The sequence below is a fragment of the Microbacterium sp. LMI12-1-1.1 genome (assembly GCF_040676455.1).
In the GTDB taxonomy this organism is placed as follows: Bacteria; Actinomycetota; Actinomycetes; order Actinomycetales; family Microbacteriaceae; genus Microbacterium.
In genome coordinates this window covers 1,142,652-1,169,115 of the sequence record NZ_JBEGIA010000001.1, presented here as the reverse complement: position 1 = coordinate 1,169,115, position 26,464 = coordinate 1,142,652, and the positions used below count along the sequence as shown (strand labels likewise).

The following is a 26,464-nucleotide window of genomic DNA, read 5'->3' as shown; positions in this document are numbered from 1 at the left end:
GGTCTATGCGAACGCGAACAGCGGCGGGAACGCCACGACGACGATCGCCGCCCAGGCGAGGTAGACCGGCAGGAAGCCCGTCTGCCACCGCTCCAGGCGCTCGAACGGCGCGCGGCGCATCGCGAACCGGAGCTGCAGCCACGCGGCGCCGACGAGGTTCGCGAGCAGGATGACGTTGAGCCCGAGCGAGGCGAGCTTGTTGGGACTCGCGCCCCACTCGGCGATCCGGCCGATCATCGCGACGAGCACCATGATGTCGACGACGAGCGCCGCCCCCACCATGAGCAATTGCAGCCGGTCGAACCACGACGGCGGCGCGAGCGGCTCGCGGGCCGATAGCGCGTAGAGGAGCAGGCCTACGACGACCACCAGCACGATGTCGAAGAGGATCAGCAGGTCGCGCTGGCCGAAGGCCTCGATCTCGCCTCCGTCGACGAGGTTCCCCTGCAGGAGTCCCGCGACGATGAAGGCGAGCAGCAGCAGTGTGAACAGCGGCGTGAACAGCTTGGTCAGCACCGGGGCGATGTTCTCGATGACGCTCTGCTTCGCCTCGACCAGCAATGCGGCGACGACGACCGCTCCGGCGACGCCGCACGGCACCATGAACTGCTCGACGAACCACTCGGCGTCGAGGCCGATCGCCGAGAACACGCCCATGGTGAGCGCGACGAGCACGCCGCCGCCGAGCGCGATGAGAGCGAGGTAGACCACCCATTCGCCGGTGAACCGGATGAAGTCCATGCGGGCGCGGGTCGATCTCACGCGCCCGTCGATGTACGCGATCCCGGTCACGATCCACAGCGCCACGGCGACATGCGTCGCGGCGAGCACGAGCGTCGCGCCGTCCGGTGCGAAAGGGTAGACCGCCATCACGACGGCCGCGAGAAGGAACGGGACTGCCACCACCGCGAGGGTGGGCACGGACGCCCGGCGGCGCACCAGGAAGTACGTCGCGAGGAACGGCAGCACGAGCAGCGCCGCGAAGCGCGCGTAGAAGGCGCCGTCGTCGCCGAAGCGGATGCCGAACAGCGCCGGGATCTGGATCGCCAGGCCCGCACCTATCGAGAGCTCGACGGCGAGCGGAAGGCCGCCGCCGCTGCGCGGCGCGCGCGGCTCGCCCGGGACCATCAGCTGCTTCCAGAGGCGCTCGGAGTGCTCGCGCGCGAACTCGCGAGAGAGGTCGTCGAGTCCGCCGAGCCGCTTCACGGCGACGAGGAACGCCTCGTCGCCGTCGAGGCCGGAGGCCTCGAGCCGATCGATCTGGCCGCGCAGGTGGTCTTCGAGCTCGTCGACGTCGCGGCCGTCGATCGCCTCGGGGCGCGAGACGTACGCTCGCCACGCCGAGATCTGGTCTTCGATGCGGGGCTCGAGGTGGTCCGCCATGTCACGCACCCCCGAACGCCGGGGCGCCGGCGAAGTCGGTGCCGCCGTCGCGATCCGACCACACCCGCTGCAGCGCCCGGCTCACCACCGCCCACTGCTGCCGCTGTTCGGCGAACGCCGCGCGACCGCTGGCGCTGAGACGGTAGTGCTTGCGCGGACGACCACTGGGGGAGGCCCCCCAGGACGACTCCACATGCCCGACCCGCTCCAGCCGATGCAGCAGGGGGTAGAGCATGCCGTCGCTCCACTCCAGCTCGCCGCCCGAGAGCTCGCCCACGCGCTGCAGGATGGCGTAGCCGTACGACTCGCCGTCGGCGAGGATGCCGAGCACCATCGGCGTCGCTGCCGCGGCGACCAGGTCTTTGCCGATCTTCACATCGTCCTCCATGCGTAGAAGCCCTATGTACATAGAAGTACAAGTTACCTAGAACTGCAAGGTAAAACGCATGACGCCGCGTGACAGTCGCGCGCGGCGCGCGGGAATGCGTTCGCCCGCGGCGTGTTGGGATGGGGAGGGCGAATCGCCGCCCACTCCGGACGAAGGACCCGCATGACCCTCCCCACGAGTACCCCCGACACCGTGACCGACGCCCGCTGGCACGCCGTGTCGTCCACGCACGGCGTCGCCGCGCTGCGCCACACGCACTGGCTGGATGCCGAGCCCCGCGCGTACGACGGCGCACCGGGCCTCTGGCGCGCGGTGCACGACCGGGTGGTCGGCACGGGTCTGCGCGCACAGGCGGCGGACGCCCCACGCGACGAGATCGTGTTGGCACCTGGAGAGCACCTTGACGTCGGACGCCTGCGGCTGAAGGCGATCAGCCGCGAGGGCGCACCGGCGCTGCGCGTGTTCGACCCCGAGGTTCCCGGGCGCACGCGGCTGCGCGGCATCCTGTCGTTCCCTCATGACGACGCGTGGGCGCTCACCGGTGTGTTCCACCCCGCGCCCGAAGGACAGATCAACGTCATCCGCAGCGTCGACGGGTACGAGCGGGAAGAGCCCGCGGTCGGCACGATCGCCCTCGAGGTGGGCGGCGCGCCCGTGGAGCTGACGGTCACCGGCGATCCGTCGTCCGGTCTGAGCGCCGTGATCGCGGATGCCACGAGCAACGTCGACGCCTACCGCTTCCGGTTCCTCGAGATCGACGCGCCGGCCGCCGACGGGTCGGTCACCGTCGACTTCAACAACGCCTACCTGCCGCCGTGCGCGTTCAGCGACCACTACGTGTGCCCGCTGCCGCCGGCAGGCAACCGTCTCGCCGTCCGGGTCGAGGCGGGGGAGCGCGCGACAGTCCTGGACTGAGCACGGTCGACCTCGCGCGACCGCGACGAGCCGGTCGCGCGGCGGGGATCGGTACGAGGACAATGGGGCCTCAGCCGGAGGGTGTCCGGCATGGCCCGATCCGAGGAGCCGACATGGCCCGTTCCCTCTCCGAGATCCGCGAACGCTCTCGTGAGCGCGCCCGGCTGCGCGCCGCGGCGCGCTCCGAGCTGAAGAACACCGCGTACGAGATCTTCATCGGCGCGCTTTCGATCCTGTCGATCGTCAACCTGGTGCTCGTCTACGTGATCGCGGGCGACAACGCGGTCGAACTCGTGCTGTCGGTGATGAACGCCCTGTTCAGCGCGATCTTCCTGGGCGACTTCATCTACCGGATCTCGACCGCGCCGTCGGCGGGGCGCTACTTCTTCCGCGGCTTCGGCTGGGCCGATCTGCTGGCGAGCCTGCCATTCCCGCAGTTCAAGATCCTCCGCCTGTTCCGTCTGCTGCGCGTCTTCCGGCTCCTGCGCGACCTCGGTCCGCGGACGGTCTGGGCGACGCTCATCCATGACCGCGCCAACAGCGCGCTGATGACGCTGCTGCTGATGGGCGTGCTCGTGCTGCAATTCGGGAGCATCACGATCCTGGCGGTCGAGGAGCACGCGGACGGAGCCAATATCACGACGGCCTCCGACGCGCTCTGGTACACCCTCGTCACGATCTCGACCGTCGGCTACGGCGATCAGTACCCGGTCACCAATGCCGGCCGGCTCATCGGCACACTCATCATCGTGGTCGGCGTCGGCATCTTCGGCACCTTCACCGGTTACCTGGCCAACCTGTTCCTCGGGCCGGGCAGGGGCGGAGCCGAGGCTGCGGAGACGGATGCCGCGCTCGCCGATCCGGGCGACGAGGAGTCCGACGCAGCCACCGCGGGGGCGCCGGCTGCGGAGACCGCGCAGCCGTCGATCGCGCGCCACGCGGCGAAGGGGGTCGCCGCCGGTGCCGCGGCGGGTGCCGTGAACGCCGGTGTCTCGGCCGCCGCCGCTACGGCGGAAGGCGGCGCGGACGTTCCACCGGTCGCGGCCGCCGACGAGATGCCCACCGACCCGGGCGAGACTGCCGAGCGGCTTCGCGCCCTCCTGGCGCAGTCCGAGGAGGCGATGGCCGAGATGCGGCGGCTGCTCGCCGGCGCCACGCCGTAGCGCCCGGCGGGCGGGCCTCCACGAAGGGGAGAGGCGCTCAGCCGCCGACGGTGCGGGGGCCCTGCGGCCGGGTCGAGTTGCGCACGATCAGATGCGTGGGCAGCGGCGTGTCCTCGGTGACGCTGTCGGGCTCCTCCACCGCGATGAGCACCTTCTGCATCATGAGCTCGCCGAGGCTCGCGAAGTCCTGGCGCACGGTGGTGAGCGCCGGGTAGAGGTAGCCCGCCTCGGGCACGTCGTCGAAGCCGACCACGCTGACGTCCTCGGGGACGCGCAGCCCGCGCTCGCGCAGCGCTGACAGCAGACCGATCGACATGTGGTCGTTCGATGCGAACACCGCCGCCCCGGGGCCGATGTCGAGATCGGCGCCCAGCCGGTACCCGCTCGCGGCGGACCAGTCGCCGTGCCGCGGCTCGACGACCTCGAGGCGGCGCGACCCCAGCTCGTCGCGCCAGCCGCGGATGCGCTCCACGGCATCCGGAGCGCGCTGCGGCCCGGCGAGGTGGAGGATGCGCGTATGGCCGAGCTCGGCGAGGTGTCGGACAGCCGAGCGGGCGCCGCGGTACTGATCGATCGAGACGATGAGGGGGCTCCGGCGCGCGGTCGCGGCGGCGGCGACCACCGGGATGCTGAGATCGAGGCCCCGCACGACCTCGAGCACGCCGATGTCGACGACGATGAGCACGATCGCGTCGACGCGCTGGCGGAGCAGAGACTCGATCACCTCTCGCACGGCGGCAGGGTCGGGATCGAGAGCACTCACCGTCTCGACGCTGTAGCGCTCCGCCCGGGCCGCGAAGTTGAAGGCCGTGGCCACCGACGTCGGGCCGTAGTCCGAGACCCCTGGCGCGACGAGCCCGATCGTTCGGGTGCGGCGGGTGACGAGGGCGCGGGCGGCGGGGGAGGGGCTGTACCGCAGCTGCGCGATCGCCTGCTCCACCCGTGCGCGTGTGGCGGGGCGGACGTTGGGCAGGTCGTTGAGCACCCGCGAGACCGTCTGGTGCGAGACGCCCGCGAGCCGGGCCACGTCGAAGATGTTCGCGGAGCGCGCCTGCTTCTCGTCGGTCACCGCACTCCCTCCTCATCGGCATCGTCGGCCTGTGCGACGAGCGCCATGAGGGACTCGACGGTGAGCGAGTCGGACGGCAGCGTGTCGACCACGCGGCCGCCGCGCAGGATCGCGACGCGGCTGGCGACGCGCAGCACCTCCTCGAGCTCCGCCGAGATGAACATCACCGACAGCCCGTTGTCGGCGAGCTCGCCCACGAGGTTCTGGATCTCGACCTTGGCGCCGACGTCGATGCCGCGCGTCGGCTCGTCGAGGACGAGCACGCGCGGTGAGAGCGCGAGCAGTCGTGCCAGCAGCACCTTCTGCTGGTTGCCGCCGGATAGCGTGCCCGCGGGGCGGTCCGGGTCGGCCGGCCGGATGTCGAGCGCCTCGATCCAGCTCATCGCGAGTTCCCGGCGGCGCTGATCCCGCATGCGCCGGAACACGCCTCGCTCCGCCTGCAGCGCGAGGGTGATGTTGTCCTGCACGCTGAGCTCGCTGATGATGCCCTCGGTGCGGCGGTTCTCCGACGAGTAGACGATGCCGAACGCGATCGCCTCGCGAGGGCTTCTCGGCTCCACGCGGCCGCCGCTGATCGTGATGATCCCCGCGTCCAGCCGGTCGGCTCCGGTGATCGCGCGCGCCAGCTCGGTCCGCCCTGAGCCGAGGAGTCCCGCCAGCCCGAGCACCTCGCCCTCATGCAGCGCGACGTCGGCGTCGGCGATGCCGGGAGAGACCGTCACGCCGTGAGCGTTGAGCAGAGCGGATGCCGCCTCCGGGGCGGCGTCGACGCGATCGCGTGTGCCGAGGTCCGAGAGGCTGCGCCCCAGCATCTTCTCGACGAGGTCTATGCGCAGCAGCTCCGTCGGCAGGTACTCGCCGACGAGCCGGCCACCCCGGAGGACGGTGATGCGGTCGGCGATCTCGTAGACCTGGTCGAGGAAGTGGGAGATGAAGATGATCGCGACGCCGCGCTCCTTGAGGTCGCGCATGACGCGGAAGAGCTCGGCCACCTCGTCGATGTCGAGGCTCGAGGTGGGCTCGTCCAGCACGAGCACCCGCACGTCGATCGAGATCGCCCGCGCGATGGCGACGAGCTGCTGGACGGCGAGCGAGTGGCTGCCGAGCATCGACGCCGGATCGATCGTCAGCCCGAGTCCCGAGAGCACCTCGGCAGCGCGCTCGCGCATCGCCGACCAGTGGATCGTGCCGAAGCGGCGCGGCTCGCGGCCGAGGCAGATGTTCTCGGCCACGGTGAGATTCGGCAGCAGGTCGATCTCCTGGTAGACCGTGCTGATCCCCGCGCGCAGCGCGTCGGCCGGTGTTCCGAACCGGACGGGGTGCCCGTCGAGCTCGATGCGTCCGATGTCGAGGTGCAGCGCCCCGGTGAGGGCCTTGATGAGCGTCGACTTGCCGGCGCCGTTCTCTCCCATGAGCGAGTGCACCTCGCCGGGGAAGACGCGGAAGCGCACGTCGTCGAGCGCGGTCTCCGCGCCGAACCTTACCGTCGCCCCGGTGAGTTCCATGAGCGGACGCCGCTCGTCCATCACGCCATTATGTCGTGCGACGCGAACGGGTCCTCTCATGGCACTCGGGTCATCGGCGACGGTCGGACCGGGTGACGATGAACCGCTGCACGACGATGAACACCAGCAGCAGCCCGCCGATGATGATGCGGGTCCACGACTGCTCCGCGCCCATGAACGCGATGATGGTCTTGATCACGCCGTACACGAGCACGCCGATCATCGAGCCGATCACATAGCCGGACCCGCCCGTGAGGAGCGTGCCGCCGATGACCACCGCGGCGATCGCGTCGAGCTCGGTGCCGACGCCGTTGAGCGGGTAGCCGGCGCCGGAGTAGGCCGTGAGGACGAGGCCCGCGAGGCCGCCGCAGACGCCGCTGATCACGTAGACGAGGATCTTCGTCCGCGCCACCGGAAGGCCCATCAGCCGAGCCGACTGCTCGTTGCCGCCGATGGCGTAGATCGTGCGGCCGAAGCGCGTCCACTGCGTGACGAAGACGCCGATTGCGACGATGAGGAGGGCGAGGATGCCGGTGGGCGTCAGGTACCAGTCGCCCACCGTGAGCCGAGTGCGCTGCAGCCACAGCACCGCGGGGTCCTCGACGCGGATCGACGACAGGCTGACGACGAACGCGAGGCCGCGAGCCAGGAACAGGCCGGCGAGTGAGGCGATGAACGGCTGCACGTCGAAGTAGTGCACGAGCACGCCTATCAGCAGGCCGATCGCGGCGCCGCCGAGCAGCATGAGCGGAATCGCCACGATCGCGGGGAGCCCCTCGGCCAGCAGCTTCGCGCACAGGATGCCGGTGAACGCCATCACGGACCCGACCGACAGGTCGATGCCGCCCGTCAGGATCACGAACGTCAGGCCGACGGCGAGGATCAGCAGGTAGGCGTTGTTCAGCAGCAGCGCCGAGAGGTTCCGAGGCGTGATGAAGTTGCCGAACGCGAACTGCGCGCCCACGAGGAGCACGATCAGGATCACGATGGCCGCGAACGTCGGCATGAGCGACGAGTGACGGCTCAGGAAGGTCGCATAGCGGGCGCCGAGCGTCGGGCGCCCGGCCTCGGTCTGAGTCGTCGTGGTCATCGGACCGCCTCCGCCTTCGTCGGCTCCGTCGTGGTCGAGGGTGTGGGTGCGGGCGTGCTCGGACCGCCGCCGCCGGAGCGGCGCGAGGCGATCAGCCCGCGGGCGAACCGGTGCAGCCGCGGCGACTGGACGAGGACGACCACGATGACGACCGCTGCGAAGAACACGGGCGCCTGCGCCGACGGCACGCCGAGGAACAGGATGGTGGACTCGAGCGTCTGGATCGTGAGGACGCCGACGACCGTGCCCGCGATGGTGAACTTGCCTCCCATGAGCGATGTGCCGCCCAGCACGACGGCGAGGATCGCATAGAGCTCGATGTACAGCCCCGCGGCATTCGCGTCGGCAGCCATGATGTTCGAGCTGTAGAGGACACCCGCCATGCCGGCCAGCACGCCGCTCGCGGCGTAGGCGCCGAAGACGATCCCGCGGGCGCGGACGCCCGCCAGCCGGCTCGCCTCGGGGTTGATGCCGACGGACTCCGTGAGCACGCCGAGCGCGGTGCGCCGCTCGAGCAGTGCGATGACCGCGATCGCCGCGATGGAGATGAACAGGGCGAACGGGAGTCCGATGACGTAGCCCGTCGCGATGAACTTGTAGGGCGCGCTGGTGACCGTGGTGATGAACCCGTCGGTGATGAGCAGAGCCACGCCGCGGCCCGCGAGCATGAGCACGAGGGTCGCGATGATCGGCTGGATGCCCAGCACCGCGATGAGGAAGCCGTTCCACACGCCCAGGACGAGGGCCACCAGGATGCCGACCAGGAGCGCGACGGCGACGGTGGCGCCGCTGCCCGGATCGCCGGAGGTGTCGATGATCGTCAGCGCCACCGCGCCTGAGACGGCCATGATGGCGCCGACCGAGAGGTCGATGCCCCGGGTGGCGATGACGATCGTCATGCCGAGGGCCACGAGCATGAGCGGCGCGCTGTTGCGGAGGATGTCGATGAGCGCTCCGTACAGCTGGCCGTCGCGCACGGTGATGCTGATGAACTGCGGCCGCGCGATCGTGTTGACCACGATCAGTGCGAGCAGGGCCGCGACCGGCCAGAACAGCCGGTGTGTGACGAGCTTCTTCACGCTGCGCTCCCCTCGCCCTCGTTGGCGATGTAGTCGATGAGCAGATCGAGGTCGACGGTGCTGGAGTCCAGCTCGCCGATGCGGCGTCGATCGCGCATGACGACGACTCGCTGTGCCAATCGAAGCACTTCTTCGAGCTCCGATGAGATGAAGATGACCGAGAGCCCCTGCGCCGAGAGCTCGGCGACCTTGCGCTGGATGTCGGCCTTCGCCCCGACGTCGATGCCGCGGGTGGGCTCGTCGAGGATGATCAGCTGCGGCGCGGTCGCCAGCCATCGGGCGAGCAGCACCTTCTGCTGGTTGCCGCCCGACAGATTGCGCACCAGCATGTCCGGGTCGGCCGGCCGGACTCCGAGTGCCGAGATGTACTCCGAGACCACCTGGTCGCGCTCCGCGCGGCGCACCGGGCGCATCCATCCCCGCTTCGCCTGGATGCCGAGCACGATGTTCTCGGCGACCGTCAGGTCGGCGATGACCCCTTCGGCGCGGCGGTCCTCGGAGGAGAACGCGATGCGATGGTCGATCGCGTGGCGGGGCGAGGTGAGACGTGCGGGCCGACCGCCCATCTCGACGGTTCCCGAGTCGGCCTTGTCGGCGCCGTACAGCAGTCGCACGAGCTCGGTGCGGCCCGAGCCGAGGAGCCCGGCGAGGCCGACGACCTCGCCCTCGTAGATGTCGAGGTCGCTGGGCTCCAGCATCCCTCTGCGTCCGACTCCGGTGGCGCGCAGCACCGGCGCCGCAGAGCGGTCGATGACGCGGTCGGCGGTGCGCGAGATGGCGGCGAGCTCGTCGAGCTCGCGCCCGATCATCTGGCTCACGAGGCTGTCGCGCGGCAGATCCGTCGCGATGTGCTCTCCGACGAGCCGGCCGTTGCGCAGCACCGTGATGCGGTCGGAGATCTCGTAGACCTGGTCGAGGAAGTGGCTGACGAACAGGATCGCGACGCCGTGGTCGCGGAGCTCTCGGATGACCGCGAACAGGCGCTCGACCTCGCCGCGGTCGAGGCTCGAGGTCGGCTCGTCGAGGATGAGCACCCTGGCGTCGAGCACCATGGCGCGGCTGATCGCGACGAGCTGCTGGATGGCGATGGAATGGCTCGAGAGGATCGAGCGCGTGTCGATCGTGAGGCCGAGGCCCGCGAGGTGCTGGGCGGCGAGCCGGTGGACGGCCTTCCAGTCGATGCCCGCGCGGCCTCTCGGCTCGTGCCCGAGCATCACGTTCTCGCCGACCGAGAGGTTGGCGCAGAGGTTGACCTCCTGGTAGACGGTGGAGATCCCCGCTGCCTGCGCGTCCGCGGTCGCCGAGAACACCCGCTCCTCGCCGTCGACGGCGATCGTGCCGCTGTCGATCTGGTACACCCCGGTCAGGGCCTTGATGAGAGTCGACTTCCCGGCGCCGTTCTCGCCCATGAGGGAGTGGATCTCACCGCGGCGCAGCGTGAAGTCGACGTGATCGAGGGCGAGGACGCCGGGGAAGCTGATGGTGATGCCCCGCATCGCGACGGCGGGGGTGTCTTCGTTGACGGTCATGCGCATCCGTGCTTTCGTGTCGAGTCCGACGTCCGTCGGGGATCGGCCTCAGCCGATCCCCGACGGACGCGGGGACGGGGATCAGTACGCGCGGGAGTCGATGACCTCGGCGGCCTGCTCCTGCGTGAAGGACTGGTCCTCGACGTAGACCTCCTTCTCGACGTCCTTGCCGTCGAGGACGTCGGTCACGAGGCCCGCGGCGAGCTCGCCGAGCAGCGGGTTGCACTCCACGATGAAGTTGATCTTGCCGTCGACGAGGGCCTGCATGCCGTCATGCACCGCGTCGATCGAGATGATCTTGATGTCCTCGCCGGGTACGCCGCCTGCCGCTTCGATCGCTTCGATCGCGCCCAGCGCCATGTCGTCGTTGTGCGCGTACAGAAGGTCGATGCCGTCCACGCCGTACTTCTGAAGGAAGCCCTCCATGACCGTCTTGCCGCCGTCGCGCGTGAAGTCGCCGGTCTGCGAGTCGATCGTCTCGATGGCCGTGCCCTCGATCGCCTCGTTGAATCCCTCGGCGCGGTCGTTCGCAGGCGCGGAGCCCGTGGTGCCCTCGAGCACGACCATCTTCGTCGGAGTGTCGGCGAAGTTCTCGGCCGCCCACTCGCCGGCGGTCACGCCCTCCTTCTTGAAGTCGAGGCCGACCCAGCTGGCGAAGAGATCGTCGGATGAGGTGACCGTGCGGTCTTCCAGCACGACCGGGATGCCGGCATCCGACGCCTCCTGGAGCACGTCGTCCCACCCGTCCTCCACGATCGGGGCGATGACGATCGCGTCGACGCCCCGGCTGATGAAATCGCGGACCGCCGCGATCTGCGCCGCCGGGTCGTTGTCGGCGGCGTTGAAGATGAGCTCGAAGCCGTTGTCCTCGGAGAACGCCTCCTTCATCGACTCGGTGTTGGCGCTCCGCCAGCCCGACTCGGAACCGGTCTGCGCGAAGCCGACCGTCACGAGCTCGTCGCCACCGGCGCCGGCGCCGTTGCCCGAGCTCGCGCAGCCTGTGGCCACCAGTGCCATCGCTCCCAGAAGCGCTGCACCGGCGAGAATCCTGTTCTTCATTCCCAAAACCTCCTCGTTCGGGTCCGGCATCGACGCCGGTATCACTGTGCACCGGGCCGCACCCATGCCGCCCGTCCGCCTGAATGTTAGCCTTCACATTCGGGGGTAGCACAAGATGTGAGCGGTAACATTTGCGTAACGCGGGAGTTTGTGCGGGTCCTGAGATCGCGAAATCTCGCGCAACTTCGCGAAAGTGAGGGATCACATCCGTCGCGCAGCGTCAGCCGACGCCGTCGTGGTCTCTGTCGGAGCACATGAGCGCGTTCACAACGCGCCCCGCGGAGGACACCTGTCGGCCGGGACGCCTCGGCGTCAGTGTCGCGAAGCGACCGCGTTCCATACGCCCGCCCCGAGGACCACGGCGGCGGCGACCAGCGGAGCGACGAGGGCAGTCGCCGCCCCCGAGGTGTCGGCCACGAGACCGGTGACGGCCGATGCGGCGGACTGCCCGACGACGACGGCCGAGCCGAGCATCGTCATGACGGTCGCCGAGCGTCCGCGGGGGCTGAAGGCGGCCGCGAGGCTGTACTGGGTCACGAGCGTCGGCCCGATGCCCACACCGATCACGAGCAGGCAGATCGCCATCGCGCCGACCGTGCCGACGAAGGGCAGCAGGGCGGCTCCGGCAACGAGGATCGCCGCGAACGTCAGCCACCGTGCCCGCAGGCTGAAGCGGGCTGGGAAGAGCGCGACGCCGAGGGCGAGCGCCGCGGATCCGATGCCCATCGCCCCGTAGACGAGGCCGGCCTGCTCGGGCACGCCGCGCTCGGCCATGAACGCCGTGAGCGAGGTCAGCATGGCGCCGAAGAACAGACCCATGCCGAGTGCGCCCACGACGGGCGCGAAGACGCGAGCGCGGAAGAGCTCACCGAGCGGCGCCTGCGCGGGGCGGACGCCTCCTGCGGATGCCGTCGCCTTCGCGGCGGTCGGATGCAGCGCGAACGCGGTCACGAAGACCAGGCCCAGCACGGCGGCGCCGATCACCGGTGCCGCAGGGTTCAGTGTCGTCGCGAGCAGGCCGACGATGACCGGGCCGAAGACGAACACGATCTCGTCCGCCGCGGACTCGTATGCCATCGCGCCGTTCACGACGGGCGTGCGGCGCTCCTTCGGGTACGCCCGCCCGATGATGCCGACCAGGCGGCTCCGCGAGAGGGGTGCGACCTGCGGCATCGACGCGCCGATGAAGAAGGCGACCGCGAGCAGCGCGGCATCCGGCACCGGTGCGAAGGCCAGCCACGCGAAGGTCGCGAGCATGACGCTGTTGGCTGCGCCGGCGATCAGCAGCACGCGGCGCTGGCCGAAGCGGTCGGCCGCGGCACCCAAGAGGGGCCCCACGAGCGCGGTGCCGAGGCCGGTCATCGCGCTCGTGGCACCGCCGAGGGCGAGCGATCCGCGCGCCGATACGACGAGCGTCAGGATGCCGACCACCATCATCGCGAACGGCAGGCGCGCGATCAGCGCGATGGGGAAGTACGCGTAGCCGGCCTCGCGGATGAGGCTCGGGCGCGGGGCGGTGCGCGCAGGGCGCTGTCGCGCATCGGTGAGTGTCGTGTGCATCGTGGTTCGGGGCTTTCCGGCCGCAGATGGCGGCATTGCGTGCCGCCTTGTCCGCAGCGGAGAGGGCCGCAGACAGGTAGATGCACATCGAGGATGGCCCGGCCAGTCTACCGATGCCACCTGAGCGGGGCCTGGCTGCCGGTCTCGCCGGGGGCGGGGCGTCAGCGGCCGGTGGTGTGCCGGCGGCCGGTGGTGCTCGTCAGAGCACTGCGCCGACCATCGCCTCGCCGAGGGGCGTGCGGCGGTGCAGCACGCGTGCGCCTTCGCGCGTGCTCGCCAGGAGGCCCGCATCGCGCAGCACGGTCAGGTGGTGCGACGCGGTGGAGACCGCGAGGGCGGTGTCGCGCGCGACCTGGGAGGTCGTCCTCGGCTCGTGCGCGTCGAGCAGGATGCGGGCGCGCGCCGGCCCCAGCAGGGCGCCGAGGGCCGTGGTCGCGTCGGCGGAGTCGCGTGCCCACGTCGCCGTCACTCCCTGGGCCGGGTAGAACAGGGTCGGCTGCGCGGGCGGCTCGGTGAGCACGTTGCACCCCGAGGTGCCCATCACCGAAGGCACCAGAACCAGTCCGCTGCCGCGGCAGTCGACGACCTCGCTCCAGATCCGCATCGTGACGCGCACCGCCCCGTCGGTCCACGCGACGCGATCGTGCAGCGTCTGGATCATGGCGCCGATGCCGCTCTCGGCGATGCGCCGCGACCGCACCGCGATGTCGGCGCGGAGCAGCCGCTCCAGCTGCGTCCACACCGGGGCGACGCCGGCGTTCCAGACCGACAGCCACGCCTCCGCGATCACGGCCCGGGCGCGGTCGGGCTGGTCCAGCATGCGCTGCACGGCGGCCTGACGGGCGCCCTCGGTGCGCACGAGCACTTTGGTCATGTCGACGCGGAAGCGCTCGTCGTCGATGTCATGCAGCCGCTCCGCCTCCGCCTCGGGCGTGAGCTCCCACGTCGGAGTGGTCGTGAAGAAGTCGGGGAAGTAGCCCTCGTCGCGGATCAGCAGCGCGAGCACCTCGAAGTCCTCGCGCGGGATCGCGCTGCGGGTGGCCCGCATCCATCCCCACTGCAGCGGGTACTCGTCGGGCCGGAGCAGCGCGCGCACCGCGTGACACAGTTCGTGGCCGGGCGAGACGCCGAACCGGATCGCGGTGAGGTCGTCCGGCGCGAGCTGGAAGTCGACGAACTTTCGATCCACATCGAAACTATAGGCCGACTCGTGGACGGCGAGGAGGCTGAAGCCACACCAACAGCTAGCGGACGGAGCACCTCATGACCACCACCATTCCGGCCATCGTCCCCGCCGCCGACCTCGTCGTCGGCACGGGCAGCCTGCGCCGTTTCATCGGCGCCGAGCACGGCGCTGCCGTGTCGTACTTCTTCGTCGACACCGAGCCCGGGCAGGGTCCCGACATCCATCGCCACCCCTACGCCGAGACCTGGGTGCTGCTCGAGGGCGAGGCCCGCATCACGATCGACGGCGAGACATTGGATGCCGTCGCCGGCGATACGGCCACGGCCCCTGCCGGCGCCTGGCACCAATTCAAGAACTCGGGCAGCGGCCGCCTGCGCATGCTGTGCATCCACGCATCGGACCGCATCATCCAGGAGTGGCAGGACGAACCCGGCGTGATCGACATTCCCACCAGCGACTGATTGGATCCGGTTCATGACATTCCAGGCATACCTCGACAACATCGAGGCGAAGACCGGCCTCACGCCGCGCCAGTTCGTCGATCTCGCGCACGAGAATGGCTTCGACGAGAGCACGAAGGCCACGCCGATCGTCGAGTGGCTCGCCGCCGACTACGGCCTCGGCCGCGGGCACGCGATGGCCCTCGTCCACGTCATCACCAAGGGTCCGCAGATCAGCGACAAGCACGTCGGCACCGGCACCGCCCACTCGGATCCGTCGAACATGCTGTGGCTCGACGGCAAGGCGACGAACCCCCACCCCTGACCGCCTCCGTCCGGTTCGGGGCGCGCCGCGTACAGCTGGGGCGCACCGCGCGCGCCCCGCACGCTCACGACGCGCCCCGAACCGGCAGAGAACGCGTACCGCGGCTACCCGCGCCGCGGCGCTGGCGCTACCCGCGCCCGCGGCGCCGCCACCAGGGGTGACGACGCCGCGCCGCGGCATCCTCCGCATCCGCCTGCGCCTGCGCTGCGACGCGTGCGCTGCGTCGCTCGCGCCACGCCGCCACTTCGGCGTCGACGTCGCGGGTGGGCGTCACGACCGGCGGGCCGCCCTGCAGCTGCCGCCGGGCCTCGATGATGCGACGGTTGAAGTCCTCGATGGCCTCCCGCACCTCGTCCTCGCGCGACAGCGCGTCGAGCCGGGCGTCGAGTTCGGCGTCCTCCACCCGAAGTCTCAGAGCCGGCGGGCCGAGCCCGGTGAGCTTCTCGGTCTCGATCTTCCGGCGGATCCACCAGTCCGGATCATGCGTGGCGCCGAGTCCGGGGATCGGCTTGCCCGCACCGGGCAGGTCGTCGAACTCTCCCCGCCGGATCGCCTGCTGGATCGAGTTCTCGACGACCGCAGCCCGCTCGGCCGCCGAGAAGCCCCGTGCCGGCGGTGCGGCGGCATCCGCGGCATCCTCTTCGTCCGATGTGTAGCCCTGCTCGCGCTGCCACTTCTCGAAGCGGTAGCGCTCGGCGGCTTCGCGCGGCCCCTCGGTCATGAGCCCGAGATGTGATCCCGCCACGAGTGCTGCGGGTCGTACCCGAGCAGACGCCGGGCCTTGTCGATCGAGAGCAGGGTGTCGTGCTCGCCGAACTCGCGGGTCGGCACGCCGGGGAAGACCTCGGCGACGAGCTCGGCGTTGGGCCGCGACATCACGGTGTCGGCGGCGGCGATGATGTACGTCTCGAAGCCGGGACGGGCGACCTCGAGCGCGCGCTCTACGGCCTGGGCGCCGTCGCGGGCGTCGATGTAGCCCCACAGGTTCCATTTGCGCTGGCGCGCGTCGGCGTCGTACGAGGGGAAGGCCTCGTAGTCCTCCGGCACCATCACGTTCGAGAACCGCAGGCCGGTGATCGACAGCTCGGGGTGCCACCGCACGAGTTCGACGGCCATGCGCTCCTCGAGCGTCTTCACGAGCGAGTACACCGACTCGGGTCGGGGCGGGTACTCCTCGTCTACGGGGATGTACGGCGGCGGCACGTCGAACGGCAGGCCGAGGACGGTCTCGCTCGACGCGTAGACGATGCGACGGATGCCGAGCCTCACGGCCGCCCAGAACACGTTGAACGTCGCGTTCATGTTGTTGTGGAAGGTCGCGACGTCGGAGCGGATGCCGGGGGCCGGGATGGCACCGAGGTGCACGACCGCGTCGAACCCGTCGTGGCGATCGCCCACCGCGGTCAGGGCGTCGACGACCTGGCCGTAGTCGGTGAGGTCGACCTGGACGAAATCGGGGCCGCGGGTGCCGACGACGTCGATGCCGAGGACGTCGTGGCCGGCCGCGCGCAGTTCGCGGGCGACCACGGTGCCGAGCTTTCCGGATGAGCCGGTGAGTGCGATGCGCATGACACCAGCCTGCCACTGCGCCGGGCTGCCGGGGCGGCCGGGGCCGCCGGAGTGGCCGGGGCAGCCGGGCGGCGGGGTAGCCGGGCGGCGGGGTAGCCGGAGCGCCGAGGCGGCCGGGGTGCGGGGCAGCTGGGCAGCTGGGCGGCGGGGCGGCCGGGCGGCGGGGTAGCCGGGCGGCGGGGTAGCCCGGGCGGCCGGGGCGCGGCATGACGTCAGTGCGCGGCGGTCGCACCGGGGGTCGCCGACGGGGTGCCGCTGAGCCGGCGGAGCCGCTGCCGGGCGAAATCCTGCGCGCGCGGGCCTTCCTCGAGCGCCTTCGCCGACACCGCGAGCACGATCCTCGTGAGGGTCACCACGGGAAGCGGAGACCGGCGCAGTCCGAGCAGGCGCCGGTAGCTGCGCGGCAGGCTGGCGACGGCCGCCGCGAACAGCACCCGGTAGGCGATGCGCATGACGCCCGTGAAGGGCGCCGCGCGGAGGAACCGCACCACGTCGTCCACGCGCTCGTCGCGGCGGAGCTCGCCGCGGGCGAAGAACCCGTCCATCCGCGCGAGCAGCTCGGCCTCGGTCAGCGGGGGGTTCTCCAGGCGCATGAGGCGCCCGGCCTGCGCCCACTCCCGGACGTACGCGTCGGGACCGCCCGGGATCGGTCCGCCCCACCGCTGGTGCGCACCGAGGAACGCCTCCGTGAAGGCGAGGTGCACCCACTCGACGAGGTCGGCGTCGGCCGCCGAATAGGCGCGCTCGCCCGCGGCGGACTCGTACGAGCCCTCCACCCGCTCGTGCAGCCGCGCAACGCGCTGTGTCTCTCGCGCGGCCTGTGCGGTCGAGCCGTAGGTGACGCAGATGATCCACCGGACGGTGCCCGTGAGGCGCCCGATCGGATCGTCCCGGTAGCGCGAGAAGTCGTGGACGCCCGCCATCGCGCCCGGGTGCAGCGCCTGGATGAGCAGCGCCCGGATGCCGGCGACGAACGTTCCCGTGCCCGCGTGCACCGTCCATACGGCGCCGCCGTCGGCGAAGTACCCGGCGTCGTCGCCCTCGGCGAGGGCCCGCACCCAGGGCGGCGTGCCATCGGGGTCGCCGGCGAGGGCGGTCAGCAGCCGCGCGCGCAGCGTCGGCCGGCGCGTCTTCGGAGAGCGTGCACCCATGACTCCAGCGTGCCACCGACACGGCGAACCGCGGCGGGTTCGTCGGTGCGCGGGTCGGCGCATTGACTGCGACTCGGCTGCCCGCACGAGCCGAGTCGCTGAGGATCGCCCGAGTCCGCAGGGGTGCCGCTGCGCGGATAGGGTGTGCGCCATGGACGACACGAGGCCGCTGCCCGCCGATCCCACCCGCGTGGGCGTGCGCGACGTGGCGCGGGTCGCCGGCGTGTCGACGCAGACGGTGTCGCGCGTCATCAACGAGCATCCGAACATCCGGCCGGAGACCCGCGACCGCGTGCTGCAGGCGATCGCCGCGCTCGGCTACCGGGTCAACAACGCCGCACGCACCCTGGGCACCCGCACGACCCGCACCCTGGGAGTCATCGCCTCCGATGCGACGCTGTACGGGCCCGCGGTCGGCATCGCCGCGCTCGAGGCGGCCGCCCGCCACGCCGGACGCTGGATCGCGACGGCGTACTCGGATGCCTCGGACGAGGCATCCGTCCGCGATGCGGCCGATCGGCTGCTCGGCCAGGGCGTGGACGGGCTCATCGTGCTCGCACCGCACGCAGCGACGCTGACGGCCCTCACCGGTGCGCACCCGGGGGTCGCCATCGCCGCGCTGCACACCGGGCCGGGCGCCGAGCAGCAGGAGGCCGGCGCCGCCCTCGCCATCTCGCACCTCATCGAGTTCGGCCATCGCCGCATCGGCCGGGTCGCCGGGCCCGAGGAATGGCTCGAGGCGCGCTCGCGCGAAGCGGGCATGCGACGCGCGCTCGAGGGCGCGGGCCTGGAGGCCGAGCCGCACTGGAGCGGCGACTGGACCGCCGCCGCCGGTGCTGGGCTCGCCGGGCGCGTCGCCGCGGCGGTCCGGGCGCCGGGCGGGCCCACCGCGGTGGCGGCGGCCAACGACCAGATGGCGCTGGGCCTCATCGCGGGGCTGCGCGAAGCGGGAGTCGACGTCCCGGGCGACGTGAGCATCGTGGGGTTCGACGACAATCCGGATGCCGCGTTCTACCGCCCGGCGCTCACCACGGTGGGCCTCGACCTGGCGGGGGAGGCGCGCCGAGCCGTCGCGGCCGTCCTCGGCGAGCGGCCCTCGGCCGCCGGCGCACCCCGGCTCGTCGTGCGCGCCTCCACCGCGCCGCCGCGCTGAGCACTGCGCCGCCGCGCTGAGCATGGCGCCGCCGCGCTGAGCATGGCGCCGCTGCGCTGAGCACCGCGCCGCCGCGCTGAGCATGGCGCCGCCGCGCTGAGCACCGCGCCGCCGCGCTGAGCACCGCGCCGCCGCGCTGAGCATGGCGCCGCCGCGCTGAGCACCGCGCTGGCCTGATCCCGCCGCGTCGCGGCACCCGACGCCGCGGCGGATGCTCGGCAGTGTGCGGCATTCGCACCCGTACCGTTCTCAGGAGCACAAGCAGTAGCGCGCGGCGTCACCCGCGTGATTCCGGGGCGGGGTGGCGCGCCGGGCCGGTTGATCCTGAGTTGGGTACGCGCGACCACTTGCGCCATCTGTTGTTACCGGTAACATCGATGCGCGCGACCGAGCGAGCCGCGCGACCCGCACGAGACCCGACGGAGGACCCCGTGACCAGCCCCGAGCCGACGACGCAGGCACCCGCGTTCACACCCGAGGTCGAGGCATCCATCGCCGCCATCCGCGTCGATGTCGCGAAACTCCACGGCGAACTCGTGCGCTACGGACTCGTGGTCTGGACCGGGGGCAACGTGTCGGGGCGCGTTCCCGGCGCCGACCTCTTCGTCATCAAGCCGTCGGGCGTCTCATACGACGACCTCGCCCCCGAGAACATGATCCTGTGCGATCTCGACGGCAACGTCGTCCCCGGCACGCCGGGCAGCGACCGCAGCCCCTCCAGCGACACGGCGGCGCATGCCTACGTGTACCGCCACATGCCCGACGTCGGCGGCGTGGTGCACACGCACTCGACGTTCGCCGTCGCCTGGGCCGCGCGCGGCGAAGAGATCCCGTGCGTCATCACGGCCATGGCCGACGAGTTCGGCGGGCCGATCCCCATCGGTCCGTTCGCGATCATCGGAGACGACTCGATCGGCCGCGGAGTCGTCGAGACGTTGACGGGCCATCGCTCCCGCGCCGTGCTCATGCAGAACCACGGCCCCTTCACGATCGGGGTGTCGGCGAAGGACGCCGTCAAGGCCGCGGTCATGGTCGAGGACGTCGCCCGCACCGTGCACTACGCGCGTGAGGCCGGCCCCCTGATCCCCATTCCGCAGGACGCGATCGACCGCCTCTTCGACCGCTACCAGAACGTCTACGGCCAGTCGTCCGACGAGCGTCGTGACGGCGCCGACGAGCGCGCGGAAGAGGCGGGCCGATGAGCGCCGACGCGATCCTGGCAGGGCGCACGGCGCTCGGCATCGAACTGGGCTCGACCCGCATCAAGGCATGCCTTGTGGACGCCGACGATCCGGCGAACGTGCTCGCCGTGGGCTCGCACGCGTGGGAGAACCGCTACGAGTCGGGTCTGTGGACCTACTCGCTCGACGACGTGTGGTCGGGGCTCCAGGCCGCGTACGCCGATCTCGTCTCCGACGCGCACCAGCGCCACGGCGTCGCGCCCGAGACGTTCGGCGCGATCGGCGTCTCGGCGATGATGCACGGCTACCTCGCCTTCGACGAGGCGGGCACACTGCTCGTGCCGTTCCGCACGTGGCGCAACACGAACACCGGACCCGCGGCGGCGGAGCTCACCGATGCGTTCGGCGTGAACATCCCGCTGCGCTGGTCGATCGCCCACCTGCATCAGGCGGTGGTGGATGCCGAGACGCACGTCCCCGACATCCGCTTCGTCACGACGCTCGCCGGCTTCGTCCACCAGCGCCTGACGGGGGAGAAGGTGCTCGGCGTCGGCGACGCGTCGGGGATGTTCCCGATCGACTCCGCCACGGGCGACTACGACGCCGGGATGCTCGCGCGCTACGACGCCCTTCGACAGGCTCAGGGACCGGCTGCCGGAAGGCTCACCGTCGGCCATGTCGCCGACCTGCTGCCCCGCGTGCTCGCCGCCGGTGCTCCCGCCGGCGCGTTGACGGAGGAGGGCGCCGCGCTCCTCGACCCGACCGGCGCGCTGCGCCCCGGCATCCCGTTCTGTGCTCCCGAAGGTGACGCGGGCACGGGCATGGTCGCGACCAACGCCGTCGCACCGCGGACCGGCAACGTCAGCGCAGGCACGAGCATCTTCGCGATGGTCGTCCTCGAGCGGCCGCTCGAACGCGTCCACCACGAGCTCGACCTCGTCGCGACACCGTCCGGCGACGCGGTGGCGATGGTCCACTGCAACAACGGCGCGAGCGAGCTCGCCGCCTGGGCGGGCATGTTCGCCCGGTTCGCCGCCGCGTCGGGGACGCCGCTCGCCGACGACGCCGTATACGAGACCCTGTTCCGCGAGGCGCTCGAGGGCGAGGCGGATGCCGGTGGGCTGCTCGCCTACAACCACCTGGCCGGCGAGCCGATCGCCGGCCTCTCGGAGGGTCGCCCACTGTTCGTGCGCACGCCCGACAGCCGCTTCACGCTCGCGAACGCCATGCGCGCCCAGCTCTATGGCGTCTTCGGCACGCTCGCGCTCGGCATGCGCGTGCTCGACGACGAAGGGGTCGGCCTCGACCGCATGTTCGCCCATGGCGGCATGTTCCGCACCGCCGGGGTCGCGCAGCGCTTCCTCGCCGGTGCGCTCGGCGCTCCGGTGTCGGTCGGCGACACGGCCTCGGAGGGCGGGGCGTGGGGCATCGCCGTGCTCGCCGCCTACCTCCCGCACGCCGGCGAGCTGAGCCTCGCCGCGTATCTCGACGACCGGGTCTTCGCGAACACGGCGATCGCGACCGCTGAACCCGACCCCGCCGATGTCGCGGGCTTCGCCGCCTATCTCGACCGCTACCGCGCGGGCCTGGCCGTCGAGGCCGCCGCCGTCACGTCACTCACCGGTCGTTGAGCGAGCGAAGCGAGACGAAACGCTCCGAGCCTCTCACTGCGTTTCGTCTCGCTCGTTCCTCGCTCGCTCAACGACCGGTTCTCGCGAAAGGAAAATCTCATGACCCGCACGCCCCTGTCCACCTCGCTCGACGCCTATGAGATCTGGTTCGTCACCGGCAGCCAGAACCTCTACGGCGAGGAGACGCTGCGCCAGGTCGCGGCGCAGTCGCAGGCCGTCGCGGAGGGCCTCGCGGGCCTTCCGGTCAAGGTCGTGTGGAAGCCGGTGCTCAAGGACTCCGACTCGATCCGCCGGCTCGCCCTCGACGTCAACGCGCGCGACGACGTCATCGGCGTCGTGGCGTGGATGCACACCTTCAGCCCCGCGAAGATGTGGATCGCGGGGCTCGACGCACTGCAGAAGCCGCTGCTGCACCTGCACACGCAGGCCAACGTCGAGCTGCCCTGGGCCGAGATCGACTTCGACTTCATGAACCTGAACCAGGCCGCGCACGGCGACCGGGAGTTCGGGTACATCCAGACCCGCCTCGGCGTCGCCCGCAAGACCGTGGTAGGTCACGTCTCGAACCCGGCGGTGCGCCAGCAGGTCGAGGACTGGCAGCGCGCGGCAGCCGGCTGGGCCGCCTCCCGCTCGCTGAAGCTCGCCCGCTTCGGCGACAACATGCGCTACGTCGCGGTCACCGAGGGTGACAAGACCGAGGCCGAGCTGCGCTTCGGCGTGCAGGTGAACACGTGGGGCGTGAACGAGCTGGTGGAGGCGGTGGATGCCGCCTCCGACGCCGAAGTCGACGCGCTGGTCGCCGAGTACCTCGAGCTGTACGACGTCGCGCCCGAGCTGCGGCCGGACGGCGACCGCCACCAGTCGCTGCGCGACGGCGCGGCGATCGAGCTGGGCCTGCGGAGCTTCCTCGAGGAGGGCGGCTTCGGCGCCTTCACGACCTCGTTCGAGGACCTCGGCGCGCTGAAGCAGCTGCCTGGTCTCGCCGTGCAGCGCCTCATGGCCGAGGGCTACGGCTTCGGCGCCGAGGGCGACTGGAAGACCGCCATCCTGGTGCGCGTCGCGAACGTCATGGGCGCGGGCCGCCCCGGCGGCGCGAGCCTGATGGAGGACTACACCTACGACCTGGTCGCCGGTGACGAGAAGATCCTCGGCGCCCACATGCTCGAGGTCTCGCCGTCGCTGACCACGGCGAAGCCGCGCCTCGAGGTGCATCCGCTCGGCATCGGCGGCAAGGACGACCCGGTGCGTCTCGTCTTCACGGCCGACCCCGGACCGGCGCTGGTCGTCGCCATGAGCGACATGCGCGACCGCTTCCGCCTTGTTGCCAACATCGTCGAGAACGTGGATGCGCCCGACCTGCCGAAGCTCCCCGTCGGACGCGCGGTCTGGAAGCCCGCGCCGGACTTCGCCACCAGCGCCGCCTGCTGGCTCGCCGCCGGCGCCGCGCACCACACGGTCATGACCACCGCGGTGGGCATCGAGGTGTTCCGGGACTTCGCCGAGATCGCGGCGACCGAGCTCGTCGTCATCGACGAGGACACCACGGCGCGCGGCTTCCAGCGCGAGCTGCGCTGGAACCAGGCCTACTACCGTCTCGCGCAGGGTCTCTGATCCCTGGGACCCAGTCATCCGGGGTTGGGGCGCATGGCGTCCGTTCGGGGCGCACGCGGTGCGCTCCGAACGAGCGGGGTGCGCCCCAAACCGCGTCGCCACGCGCCACGTGCCACGGGCGACTGGGCTGCCCCCCAAGCCGGCAGGGACCATGCCTGGGAGCGATCCCGGTACTGTGATCTGCGGCGAACTTCCCTGCATCTGAAGAGGATTCGAAACTCATGGCACGACCCCCCGCATCAGGAACCCAGCACGCGCTCCGCGCCGGCGACTACGAAGCCGTCGTCGCGAGCGTCGGCGCGACGCTCCGCTCGCTCACGTATCGCGGCCGCGACCTCGTCGTGCCGTTCGAGGCCGACGAGGTGCGTCCCGCGCACCGCGGTGCGACCCTCGCGCCGTGGCCGAACCGCGTGGTCGACGGGCGCTACTCGTTCGGCGGGCGCGACTTCCAGCTGGCGCTCACGGAGCCCGCGCGCTCGCACGCGCTGCACGGCCTGGCGACGTGGCTCGACTTCGAGGCGATCGACAAGGGACCGGACCACGTGACCCTGGCCGCCGTCATCCAGCCGCAGACGGCCTACCCGTGGCGCCTCGTCGTCACGACGACCTTCGCGCTCGGGCCGGACGGGCTCACCCAGTCCGTCACTGCCCACAACGAGAGCGACGAGCCGGCGCCGTGGGGGACCGGGCCGCACCCGTACCTCGTCGCCGGCGACGGCCGCGTCGACGGGTGGACGCTCGAGCTGCCCGCGACGCAGGTGCTCGCCGTCACGCCCGACCGCCTCATCCCGACCGGTCTCGTCGCGGTCGACGCCGAGGATCCGGAGCGTTTCGACTACCGCTCGGCGCGGCCGATCGGCTCCGCCGAGATCGATCACGCGTACTCCGGCCTCACCCGTGACGCCGACGGCACGGCCACGGTGCGGGTGACGGATGCGGGTGGCTCGGGTGTCCAGATGTCGTGGGATGCCGCGTGCCCATGGGTGCAGGTCCACACCGCCGACAAGCCCGACACCGCGCAGAGCCGGCTGGGTCTCGCGGTCGAGCCGATGACCTGCGCACCCGACGCCTTCAACGCCGGGTCGTACGACTACGACGCGGGGCTCCTCGTCGTCGAGCCCGACGCCTCCGTCACCGCGTCGTGGCGGATCGGCGCCATCGGCTGATCGAAGTCTTGCGATCAGCGCCCTTGCTGATCGCGCGATCGCGGTAGCTCCCGCGATCGCTGCCGCACACGACGAAGGCGGAGCCGGCCCCCCGGTCGGCTCCGCCTTCATCGTGAGCGGGGGTTCAGGTGCTGTCCCGCAGGTCTTCCTTGATGTCGTTGCGCGTCTTCACCGAATCGCGCTCGGCTTCGGCCTTCTTGACGTCGGCATCAGCCTTCATCTCGTCGACCTTGTCTCCGACTCGATCGGTGGTGTCTTCCCACGCGTCCTTGATCTTCTCGCCGACGGCCTCGGCCGTCTCTTTCGCGTCGTCCATGAATCCCATCGATCTCTCCTCTCATGAGGGATGACATCGACGTTACGCCGGGGCCTTCGGCCGGATCAGGGGGTTGCACAGACGCGGGGCTCTTGATACACGGAGGGTCGCCGCCGCCGCCGCCGCCGCCGCCGGCGACAGCAGCCGCAGGGCGCAGCGCAGCCGCAGGGCGCAAGCACGGGGCGCAGGGCGCAGCCGCAGGGCGCAAGCGCGGGCCGCAAGGCGCAAGCGCGGCCGCAGAGCGCAAGCGCAGCCGCAGGGCGCAAGCGCGGGCCGCAGGGCGCAAGCGCGGCCGCAGAGCGCAAGCGCAGCCGCAGGGCGCAAGCGCGGCCGCAGCACGCAAGCGCAGCGGCAGAACGCAAGCGCGGCCGTAGCCGCCGCCGTCAGCGGAGCGGCGTCGTGGTGTCGATCGCGTCGCGCAGCGGCCGCCGCATCGGCGCCCAGTAGCGGGTCGGCATGACGCGCGCGAGCACGTCGACGAGCCGCGCCTCGCGCCCGATCATGGTGCGGGGGCGCCGGCGGATCGTCGCCTCGACGATGCGCGCCGCGGCATCCGCGGGTTCGGTGTGGTACATCGCGGCCTGGGCCGAGGCTGCGCGCTGGGCGACCGCGGGATCGATCGCCGCGGCATACCGGCCGTGCAGGATGATGCCGGTCTTCACCCCGGCCGGGTAGACCGCGCCGACGGTGATCGTGGAGCGCTCCAGTTCGTGCCGCAGCGACTCGGTAAACCCCCGCACTGCGAACTTGCTCATCGCGTACGGGATGCGCCCGGCGGGGGCGGCGAGTCCGTAGATCGACACCAGGTGCGTGATGTGGGCGGCCGGCTCGCGACGAAGCGCCGGCAGGAGCGCCTTGGTGACGTTGACCGTGCCCCAGAGGTTGACGTCCATCAGCCAGCGCATCTCGGCCATCGTCAGCTGATCGATGTCGCCCAGCATCGACGACCCGGCGCACGTCACGAGGGACTGTACGTGAGGATGGGATGCCTCGACCGCGGCGACGACGGCTGCCACTGCGTCGTCATCGGTGAGGTCGACGACGTGCGCCGTGTGGCCCGCGCCTTCGAGGCCCGCGGCGACGGCGGCGAGCCCGTCGGCGTTGCGGTCGAGCAGTGCGATGCGGGCACCGCGCGAGGCGAGCTGGCGAGCGACCTCGGCGCCCATCCCCGCGGCGCCGCCGGTGATGACGGTGGTGCGTCCGCGCACGTTCAGGGGTGGCGTCTTCGTCATCTGCTGCCTCTCGCTGCGCTCGTCGCCGTCGACGAGCCGTGCCTACGATTCTCGCTGACTCGCGACGACGCTTCGGACGCTAGCCTTCTGAGGGGAGGTGCGATGGGCAAGACCGCAGAGGCGATCGCCGAAGGGGTGTCCATCGCGTCCGCCGCAGCACGGCTGGCGATCCGCAACCGCATCCTGGTGGAGACGATCGCGCATGACGAGCAGTTCGACGTGGTGGCCTTCACCCCGTTCGCCCGCGAGACGCTGACGGCGTTGGCCGACGAGCAGGACGAGGCGGCGGCACTCGTGAGGCGCCAGCGCAAGAAGGCATGGGGCAAGTTCACCGATCCCGACGGCACGCACGACTACCGCGATCGCGACACCCGCAATCTCCGCCGGCGCGGCCGGCAGTACGCCGGGGTGGCGCAGGCGCTCCGGCGCATGGCCGACGACCCGCACGTCGTGCGGTCCCTCATCGAGCAGTCTCGTGATGCCGCGTGGGGCGACGTCGAGGCCAACCTCCAGCGTCGCCTGCGCGTCGAGGGCATGCGGCCCGATCTCGATCCGGACTACGACCGCATGCGCGCCGCCCGCATGCAGTCCATCCGTCTGGTCGACATCCCGCGTCTGGCCGCGCACAAGCGCCACCGCGACGAGGAAGACACAGATGCCGCGCCCGCCGCCGAGCCCGCCGCGGCGTCGCCGCGTGTCTCGGGCATCGACGTCAGCGAGCTCGACTCCTGACCATCCGTGCGGCGTAGGCGTACCCTCGAGC

The 26,464-nt window shown here is 71.3% G+C and carries 25 protein-coding genes; 10 read left to right on the top strand and 15 right to left on the bottom strand.

Features of this window, described 5'->3' with window-relative positions; translation table 11 throughout:
* Positions 1-3 precede the first annotated feature (3 nt).
* Positions 4-1,383 (bottom strand): permease prefix domain 1-containing protein, encoded by a 1,380-nt coding sequence (locus MRBLMI12_RS05635; protein WP_363354625.1) that lies wholly within the window; start codon positions 1,381-1,383, stop codon positions 4-6.
* 1 nt (position 1,384) lies between these two features.
* A complete protein-coding gene (locus tag MRBLMI12_RS05630) occupies positions 1,385-1,759 on the bottom strand; it encodes a PadR family transcriptional regulator (RefSeq protein WP_349429029.1) in 375 nt (124 codons plus the stop codon).
* 174 nt (positions 1,760-1,933) lie between these two features.
* Between MRBLMI12_RS05630 and MRBLMI12_RS05625 the strand changes: the two genes are divergently transcribed.
* On the top strand, positions 1,934-2,686 hold the full coding sequence (locus tag MRBLMI12_RS05625; RefSeq protein WP_363354623.1) for a DUF1684 domain-containing protein: 753 nt from the start codon (positions 1,934-1,936) through the stop codon (positions 2,684-2,686).
* A gap of 113 nt (positions 2,687-2,799) precedes the next feature.
* On the top strand, positions 2,800-3,849 hold the full coding sequence (locus MRBLMI12_RS05620) for a potassium channel family protein (RefSeq protein ID WP_363354621.1): 1,050 nt from the start codon (positions 2,800-2,802) through the stop codon (positions 3,847-3,849).
* Between the two features lie 37 nt (positions 3,850-3,886).
* Here the strand turns inward: MRBLMI12_RS05620 and MRBLMI12_RS05615 are convergent, their stop codons facing one another.
* From MRBLMI12_RS05615 to MRBLMI12_RS05580, 8 genes are all read right to left on the bottom strand, one after another.
* Positions 3,887-4,918, bottom strand: a complete 1,032-nt coding sequence (locus MRBLMI12_RS05615; RefSeq protein WP_363354619.1) for a LacI family DNA-binding transcriptional regulator — start codon at positions 4,916-4,918, stop codon at positions 3,887-3,889.
* Positions 4,915-6,444, bottom strand: coding sequence for a sugar ABC transporter ATP-binding protein (locus MRBLMI12_RS05610; protein ID WP_363354617.1), 1,530 nt, complete (start codon positions 6,442-6,444; stop codon positions 4,915-4,917). Before MRBLMI12_RS05610 ends, MRBLMI12_RS05615 begins: the two co-directional genes overlap by 4 nt.
* Before the next feature lie 49 nt (positions 6,445-6,493).
* On the bottom strand, positions 6,494-7,513 hold the full coding sequence (locus MRBLMI12_RS05605) for an ABC transporter permease subunit (RefSeq protein WP_349428741.1): 1,020 nt from the start codon (positions 7,511-7,513) through the stop codon (positions 6,494-6,496).
* Entirely contained in the window at positions 7,510-8,592 is a 1,083-nt protein-coding gene (locus MRBLMI12_RS05600; RefSeq protein ID WP_349428740.1) for an ABC transporter permease, read from the bottom strand. The genes MRBLMI12_RS05605 and MRBLMI12_RS05600 overlap by 4 nt, the downstream gene beginning before the upstream one ends.
* Positions 8,589-10,121: a sugar ABC transporter ATP-binding protein gene (locus tag MRBLMI12_RS05595; protein ID WP_404910943.1), complete on the bottom strand. Its 1,533-nt coding sequence runs from the start codon at positions 10,119-10,121 to the stop codon at positions 8,589-8,591. Before MRBLMI12_RS05595 ends, MRBLMI12_RS05600 begins: the two co-directional genes overlap by 4 nt.
* Before the next feature lie 81 nt (positions 10,122-10,202).
* The gene (locus MRBLMI12_RS05590) at positions 10,203-11,180 is read right to left on the bottom strand and encodes an ABC transporter substrate-binding protein (RefSeq protein WP_363354613.1); all 978 of its coding nucleotides are present in this window, start codon (positions 11,178-11,180) and stop codon (positions 10,203-10,205) included.
* Between the two features lie 312 nt (positions 11,181-11,492).
* A complete protein-coding gene (locus tag MRBLMI12_RS05585; protein WP_363354611.1) occupies positions 11,493-12,740 on the bottom strand; it encodes an MFS transporter in 1,248 nt (415 codons plus the stop codon).
* 199 nt (positions 12,741-12,939) lie between these two features.
* Positions 12,940-13,929, bottom strand: coding sequence for an ArsR/SmtB family transcription factor (locus MRBLMI12_RS05580; RefSeq protein WP_363354609.1), 990 nt, complete (start codon positions 13,927-13,929; stop codon positions 12,940-12,942).
* A gap of 74 nt (positions 13,930-14,003) precedes the next feature.
* On the opposite strand from MRBLMI12_RS05580, the gene MRBLMI12_RS05575 reads away from it, so the two are divergent.
* Together MRBLMI12_RS05575 and MRBLMI12_RS05570 are read left to right on the top strand one after the other, a co-directional pair.
* Positions 14,004-14,387: a cupin domain-containing protein gene (locus tag MRBLMI12_RS05575; protein WP_363354607.1), complete on the top strand. Its 384-nt coding sequence runs from the start codon at positions 14,004-14,006 to the stop codon at positions 14,385-14,387.
* A 13-nt stretch (positions 14,388-14,400) separates the two neighbouring features.
* A complete protein-coding gene (locus MRBLMI12_RS05570) occupies positions 14,401-14,691 on the top strand; it encodes a DUF4287 domain-containing protein (RefSeq protein ID WP_363354605.1) in 291 nt (96 codons plus the stop codon).
* Between the two features lie 127 nt (positions 14,692-14,818).
* On the opposite strand, the gene MRBLMI12_RS05565 is transcribed toward MRBLMI12_RS05570, so the two are convergent.
* The 3 genes from MRBLMI12_RS05565 to MRBLMI12_RS05555 form a co-directional block, all read right to left on the bottom strand.
* Positions 14,819-15,412: a DUF1992 domain-containing protein gene (locus MRBLMI12_RS05565; protein ID WP_363354603.1), complete on the bottom strand. Its 594-nt coding sequence runs from the start codon at positions 15,410-15,412 to the stop codon at positions 14,819-14,821.
* Positions 15,409-16,260, bottom strand: a complete 852-nt coding sequence (locus tag MRBLMI12_RS05560) for an NAD-dependent epimerase/dehydratase family protein (RefSeq protein WP_363354601.1) — start codon at positions 16,258-16,260, stop codon at positions 15,409-15,411. The genes MRBLMI12_RS05565 and MRBLMI12_RS05560 overlap by 4 nt, the downstream gene beginning before the upstream one ends.
* Positions 16,261-16,472: 212 nt before the next feature.
* The gene (locus tag MRBLMI12_RS05555) at positions 16,473-17,411 is read right to left on the bottom strand and encodes an oxygenase MpaB family protein (RefSeq protein ID WP_363354599.1); all 939 of its coding nucleotides are present in this window, start codon (positions 17,409-17,411) and stop codon (positions 16,473-16,475) included.
* A 151-nt stretch (positions 17,412-17,562) separates the two neighbouring features.
* Between MRBLMI12_RS05555 and MRBLMI12_RS05550 the strand changes: the two genes are divergently transcribed.
* The 5 genes from MRBLMI12_RS05550 to MRBLMI12_RS05530 all read left to right on the top strand — a co-directional run bounded on the left by MRBLMI12_RS05550 (position 17,563) and on the right by MRBLMI12_RS05530 (position 24,153).
* Positions 17,563-18,564 (top strand): LacI family DNA-binding transcriptional regulator, encoded by a 1,002-nt coding sequence (locus MRBLMI12_RS05550; protein WP_363354597.1) that lies wholly within the window; start codon positions 17,563-17,565, stop codon positions 18,562-18,564.
* Positions 18,565-18,995: 431 nt separating this feature from the next.
* On the top strand, positions 18,996-19,766 hold the full coding sequence (locus tag MRBLMI12_RS05545; protein WP_363354595.1) for an L-ribulose-5-phosphate 4-epimerase: 771 nt from the start codon (positions 18,996-18,998) through the stop codon (positions 19,764-19,766).
* Positions 19,763-21,376: a xylulokinase gene (locus MRBLMI12_RS05540; protein ID WP_363354593.1), complete on the top strand. Its 1,614-nt coding sequence runs from the start codon at positions 19,763-19,765 to the stop codon at positions 21,374-21,376. The genes MRBLMI12_RS05545 and MRBLMI12_RS05540 overlap by 4 nt, the downstream gene beginning before the upstream one ends.
* 99 nt (positions 21,377-21,475) lie before the next feature.
* A complete protein-coding gene (gene araA, locus MRBLMI12_RS05535) occupies positions 21,476-22,987 on the top strand; it encodes an L-arabinose isomerase (RefSeq protein WP_363354591.1) in 1,512 nt (503 codons plus the stop codon).
* Between the two features lie 221 nt (positions 22,988-23,208).
* Entirely contained in the window at positions 23,209-24,153 is a 945-nt protein-coding gene (locus tag MRBLMI12_RS05530; RefSeq protein WP_363354589.1) for an aldose 1-epimerase family protein, read from the top strand.
* Between the two features lie 124 nt (positions 24,154-24,277).
* Here MRBLMI12_RS05530 and MRBLMI12_RS05525 read toward each other — a convergent pair whose 3' ends face one another.
* A complete protein-coding gene (locus MRBLMI12_RS05525) occupies positions 24,278-24,478 on the bottom strand; it encodes a hypothetical protein (protein ID WP_349428724.1) in 201 nt (66 codons plus the stop codon).
* Positions 24,479-24,852: 374 nt separating this feature from the next.
* Positions 24,853-25,701, bottom strand: a complete 849-nt coding sequence (locus MRBLMI12_RS05520) for an SDR family NAD(P)-dependent oxidoreductase (RefSeq protein ID WP_363354587.1) — start codon at positions 25,699-25,701, stop codon at positions 24,853-24,855.
* Between the two features lie 102 nt (positions 25,702-25,803).
* Between MRBLMI12_RS05520 and MRBLMI12_RS05515 the strand changes: the two genes are divergently transcribed.
* Positions 25,804-26,433, top strand: coding sequence for an asparagine synthase (locus MRBLMI12_RS05515; RefSeq protein ID WP_363354585.1), 630 nt, complete (start codon positions 25,804-25,806; stop codon positions 26,431-26,433).
* Positions 26,434-26,464: the final 31 nt, after the last annotated feature.

Bases quoted from the DNA above. Each gene is read 5' to 3' on its own strand.
- MRBLMI12_RS05635 (WP_363354625.1), bottom strand. From the start codon at position 1,383: ATGGCGGACCACCTCGAGCCCCGCATCGAAGACCAGATCTCGGCGTGG.
- MRBLMI12_RS05625 (WP_363354623.1), top strand. From the start codon at position 1,934: ATGACCCTCCCCACGAGTACCCCCGACACCGTGACCGACGCCCGCTGG.
- MRBLMI12_RS05620 (WP_363354621.1), top strand. From the start codon at position 2,800: ATGGCCCGTTCCCTCTCCGAGATCCGCGAACGCTCTCGTGAGCGCGCC.
- MRBLMI12_RS05610 (WP_363354617.1), bottom strand. From the start codon at position 6,444: ATGGACGAGCGGCGTCCGCTCATGGAACTCACCGGGGCGACGGTAAGG.
- MRBLMI12_RS05605 (WP_349428741.1), bottom strand. From the start codon at position 7,513: ATGACCACGACGACTCAGACCGAGGCCGGGCGCCCGACGCTCGGCGCC.
- MRBLMI12_RS05595 (WP_404910943.1), bottom strand. From the start codon at position 10,121: ATGACCGTCAACGAAGACACCCCCGCCGTCGCGATGCGGGGCATCACC.
- MRBLMI12_RS05590 (WP_363354613.1), bottom strand. From the start codon at position 11,180: ATGAAGAACAGGATTCTCGCCGGTGCAGCGCTTCTGGGAGCGATGGCA.
- MRBLMI12_RS05585 (WP_363354611.1), bottom strand. From the start codon at position 12,740: ATGCACACGACACTCACCGATGCGCGACAGCGCCCTGCGCGCACCGCC.
- MRBLMI12_RS05575 (WP_363354607.1), top strand. From the start codon at position 14,004: ATGACCACCACCATTCCGGCCATCGTCCCCGCCGCCGACCTCGTCGTC.
- MRBLMI12_RS05570 (WP_363354605.1), top strand. From the start codon at position 14,401: ATGACATTCCAGGCATACCTCGACAACATCGAGGCGAAGACCGGCCTC.
- MRBLMI12_RS05565 (WP_363354603.1), bottom strand. From the start codon at position 15,412: ATGACCGAGGGGCCGCGCGAAGCCGCCGAGCGCTACCGCTTCGAGAAG.
- MRBLMI12_RS05560 (WP_363354601.1), bottom strand. From the start codon at position 16,260: ATGCGCATCGCACTCACCGGCTCATCCGGAAAGCTCGGCACCGTGGTC.
- MRBLMI12_RS05555 (WP_363354599.1), bottom strand. From the start codon at position 17,411: ATGGGTGCACGCTCTCCGAAGACGCGCCGGCCGACGCTGCGCGCGCGG.
- MRBLMI12_RS05550 (WP_363354597.1), top strand. From the start codon at position 17,563: ATGGACGACACGAGGCCGCTGCCCGCCGATCCCACCCGCGTGGGCGTG.
- MRBLMI12_RS05540 (WP_363354593.1), top strand. From the start codon at position 19,763: ATGAGCGCCGACGCGATCCTGGCAGGGCGCACGGCGCTCGGCATCGAA.
- araA (WP_363354591.1), top strand. From the start codon at position 21,476: ATGACCCGCACGCCCCTGTCCACCTCGCTCGACGCCTATGAGATCTGG.
- MRBLMI12_RS05530 (WP_363354589.1), top strand. From the start codon at position 23,209: ATGGCACGACCCCCCGCATCAGGAACCCAGCACGCGCTCCGCGCCGGC.
- MRBLMI12_RS05525 (WP_349428724.1), bottom strand. From the start codon at position 24,478: ATGGGATTCATGGACGACGCGAAAGAGACGGCCGAGGCCGTCGGCGAG.
- MRBLMI12_RS05520 (WP_363354587.1), bottom strand. From the start codon at position 25,701: ATGACGAAGACGCCACCCCTGAACGTGCGCGGACGCACCACCGTCATC.
- MRBLMI12_RS05515 (WP_363354585.1), top strand. From the start codon at position 25,804: ATGGGCAAGACCGCAGAGGCGATCGCCGAAGGGGTGTCCATCGCGTCC.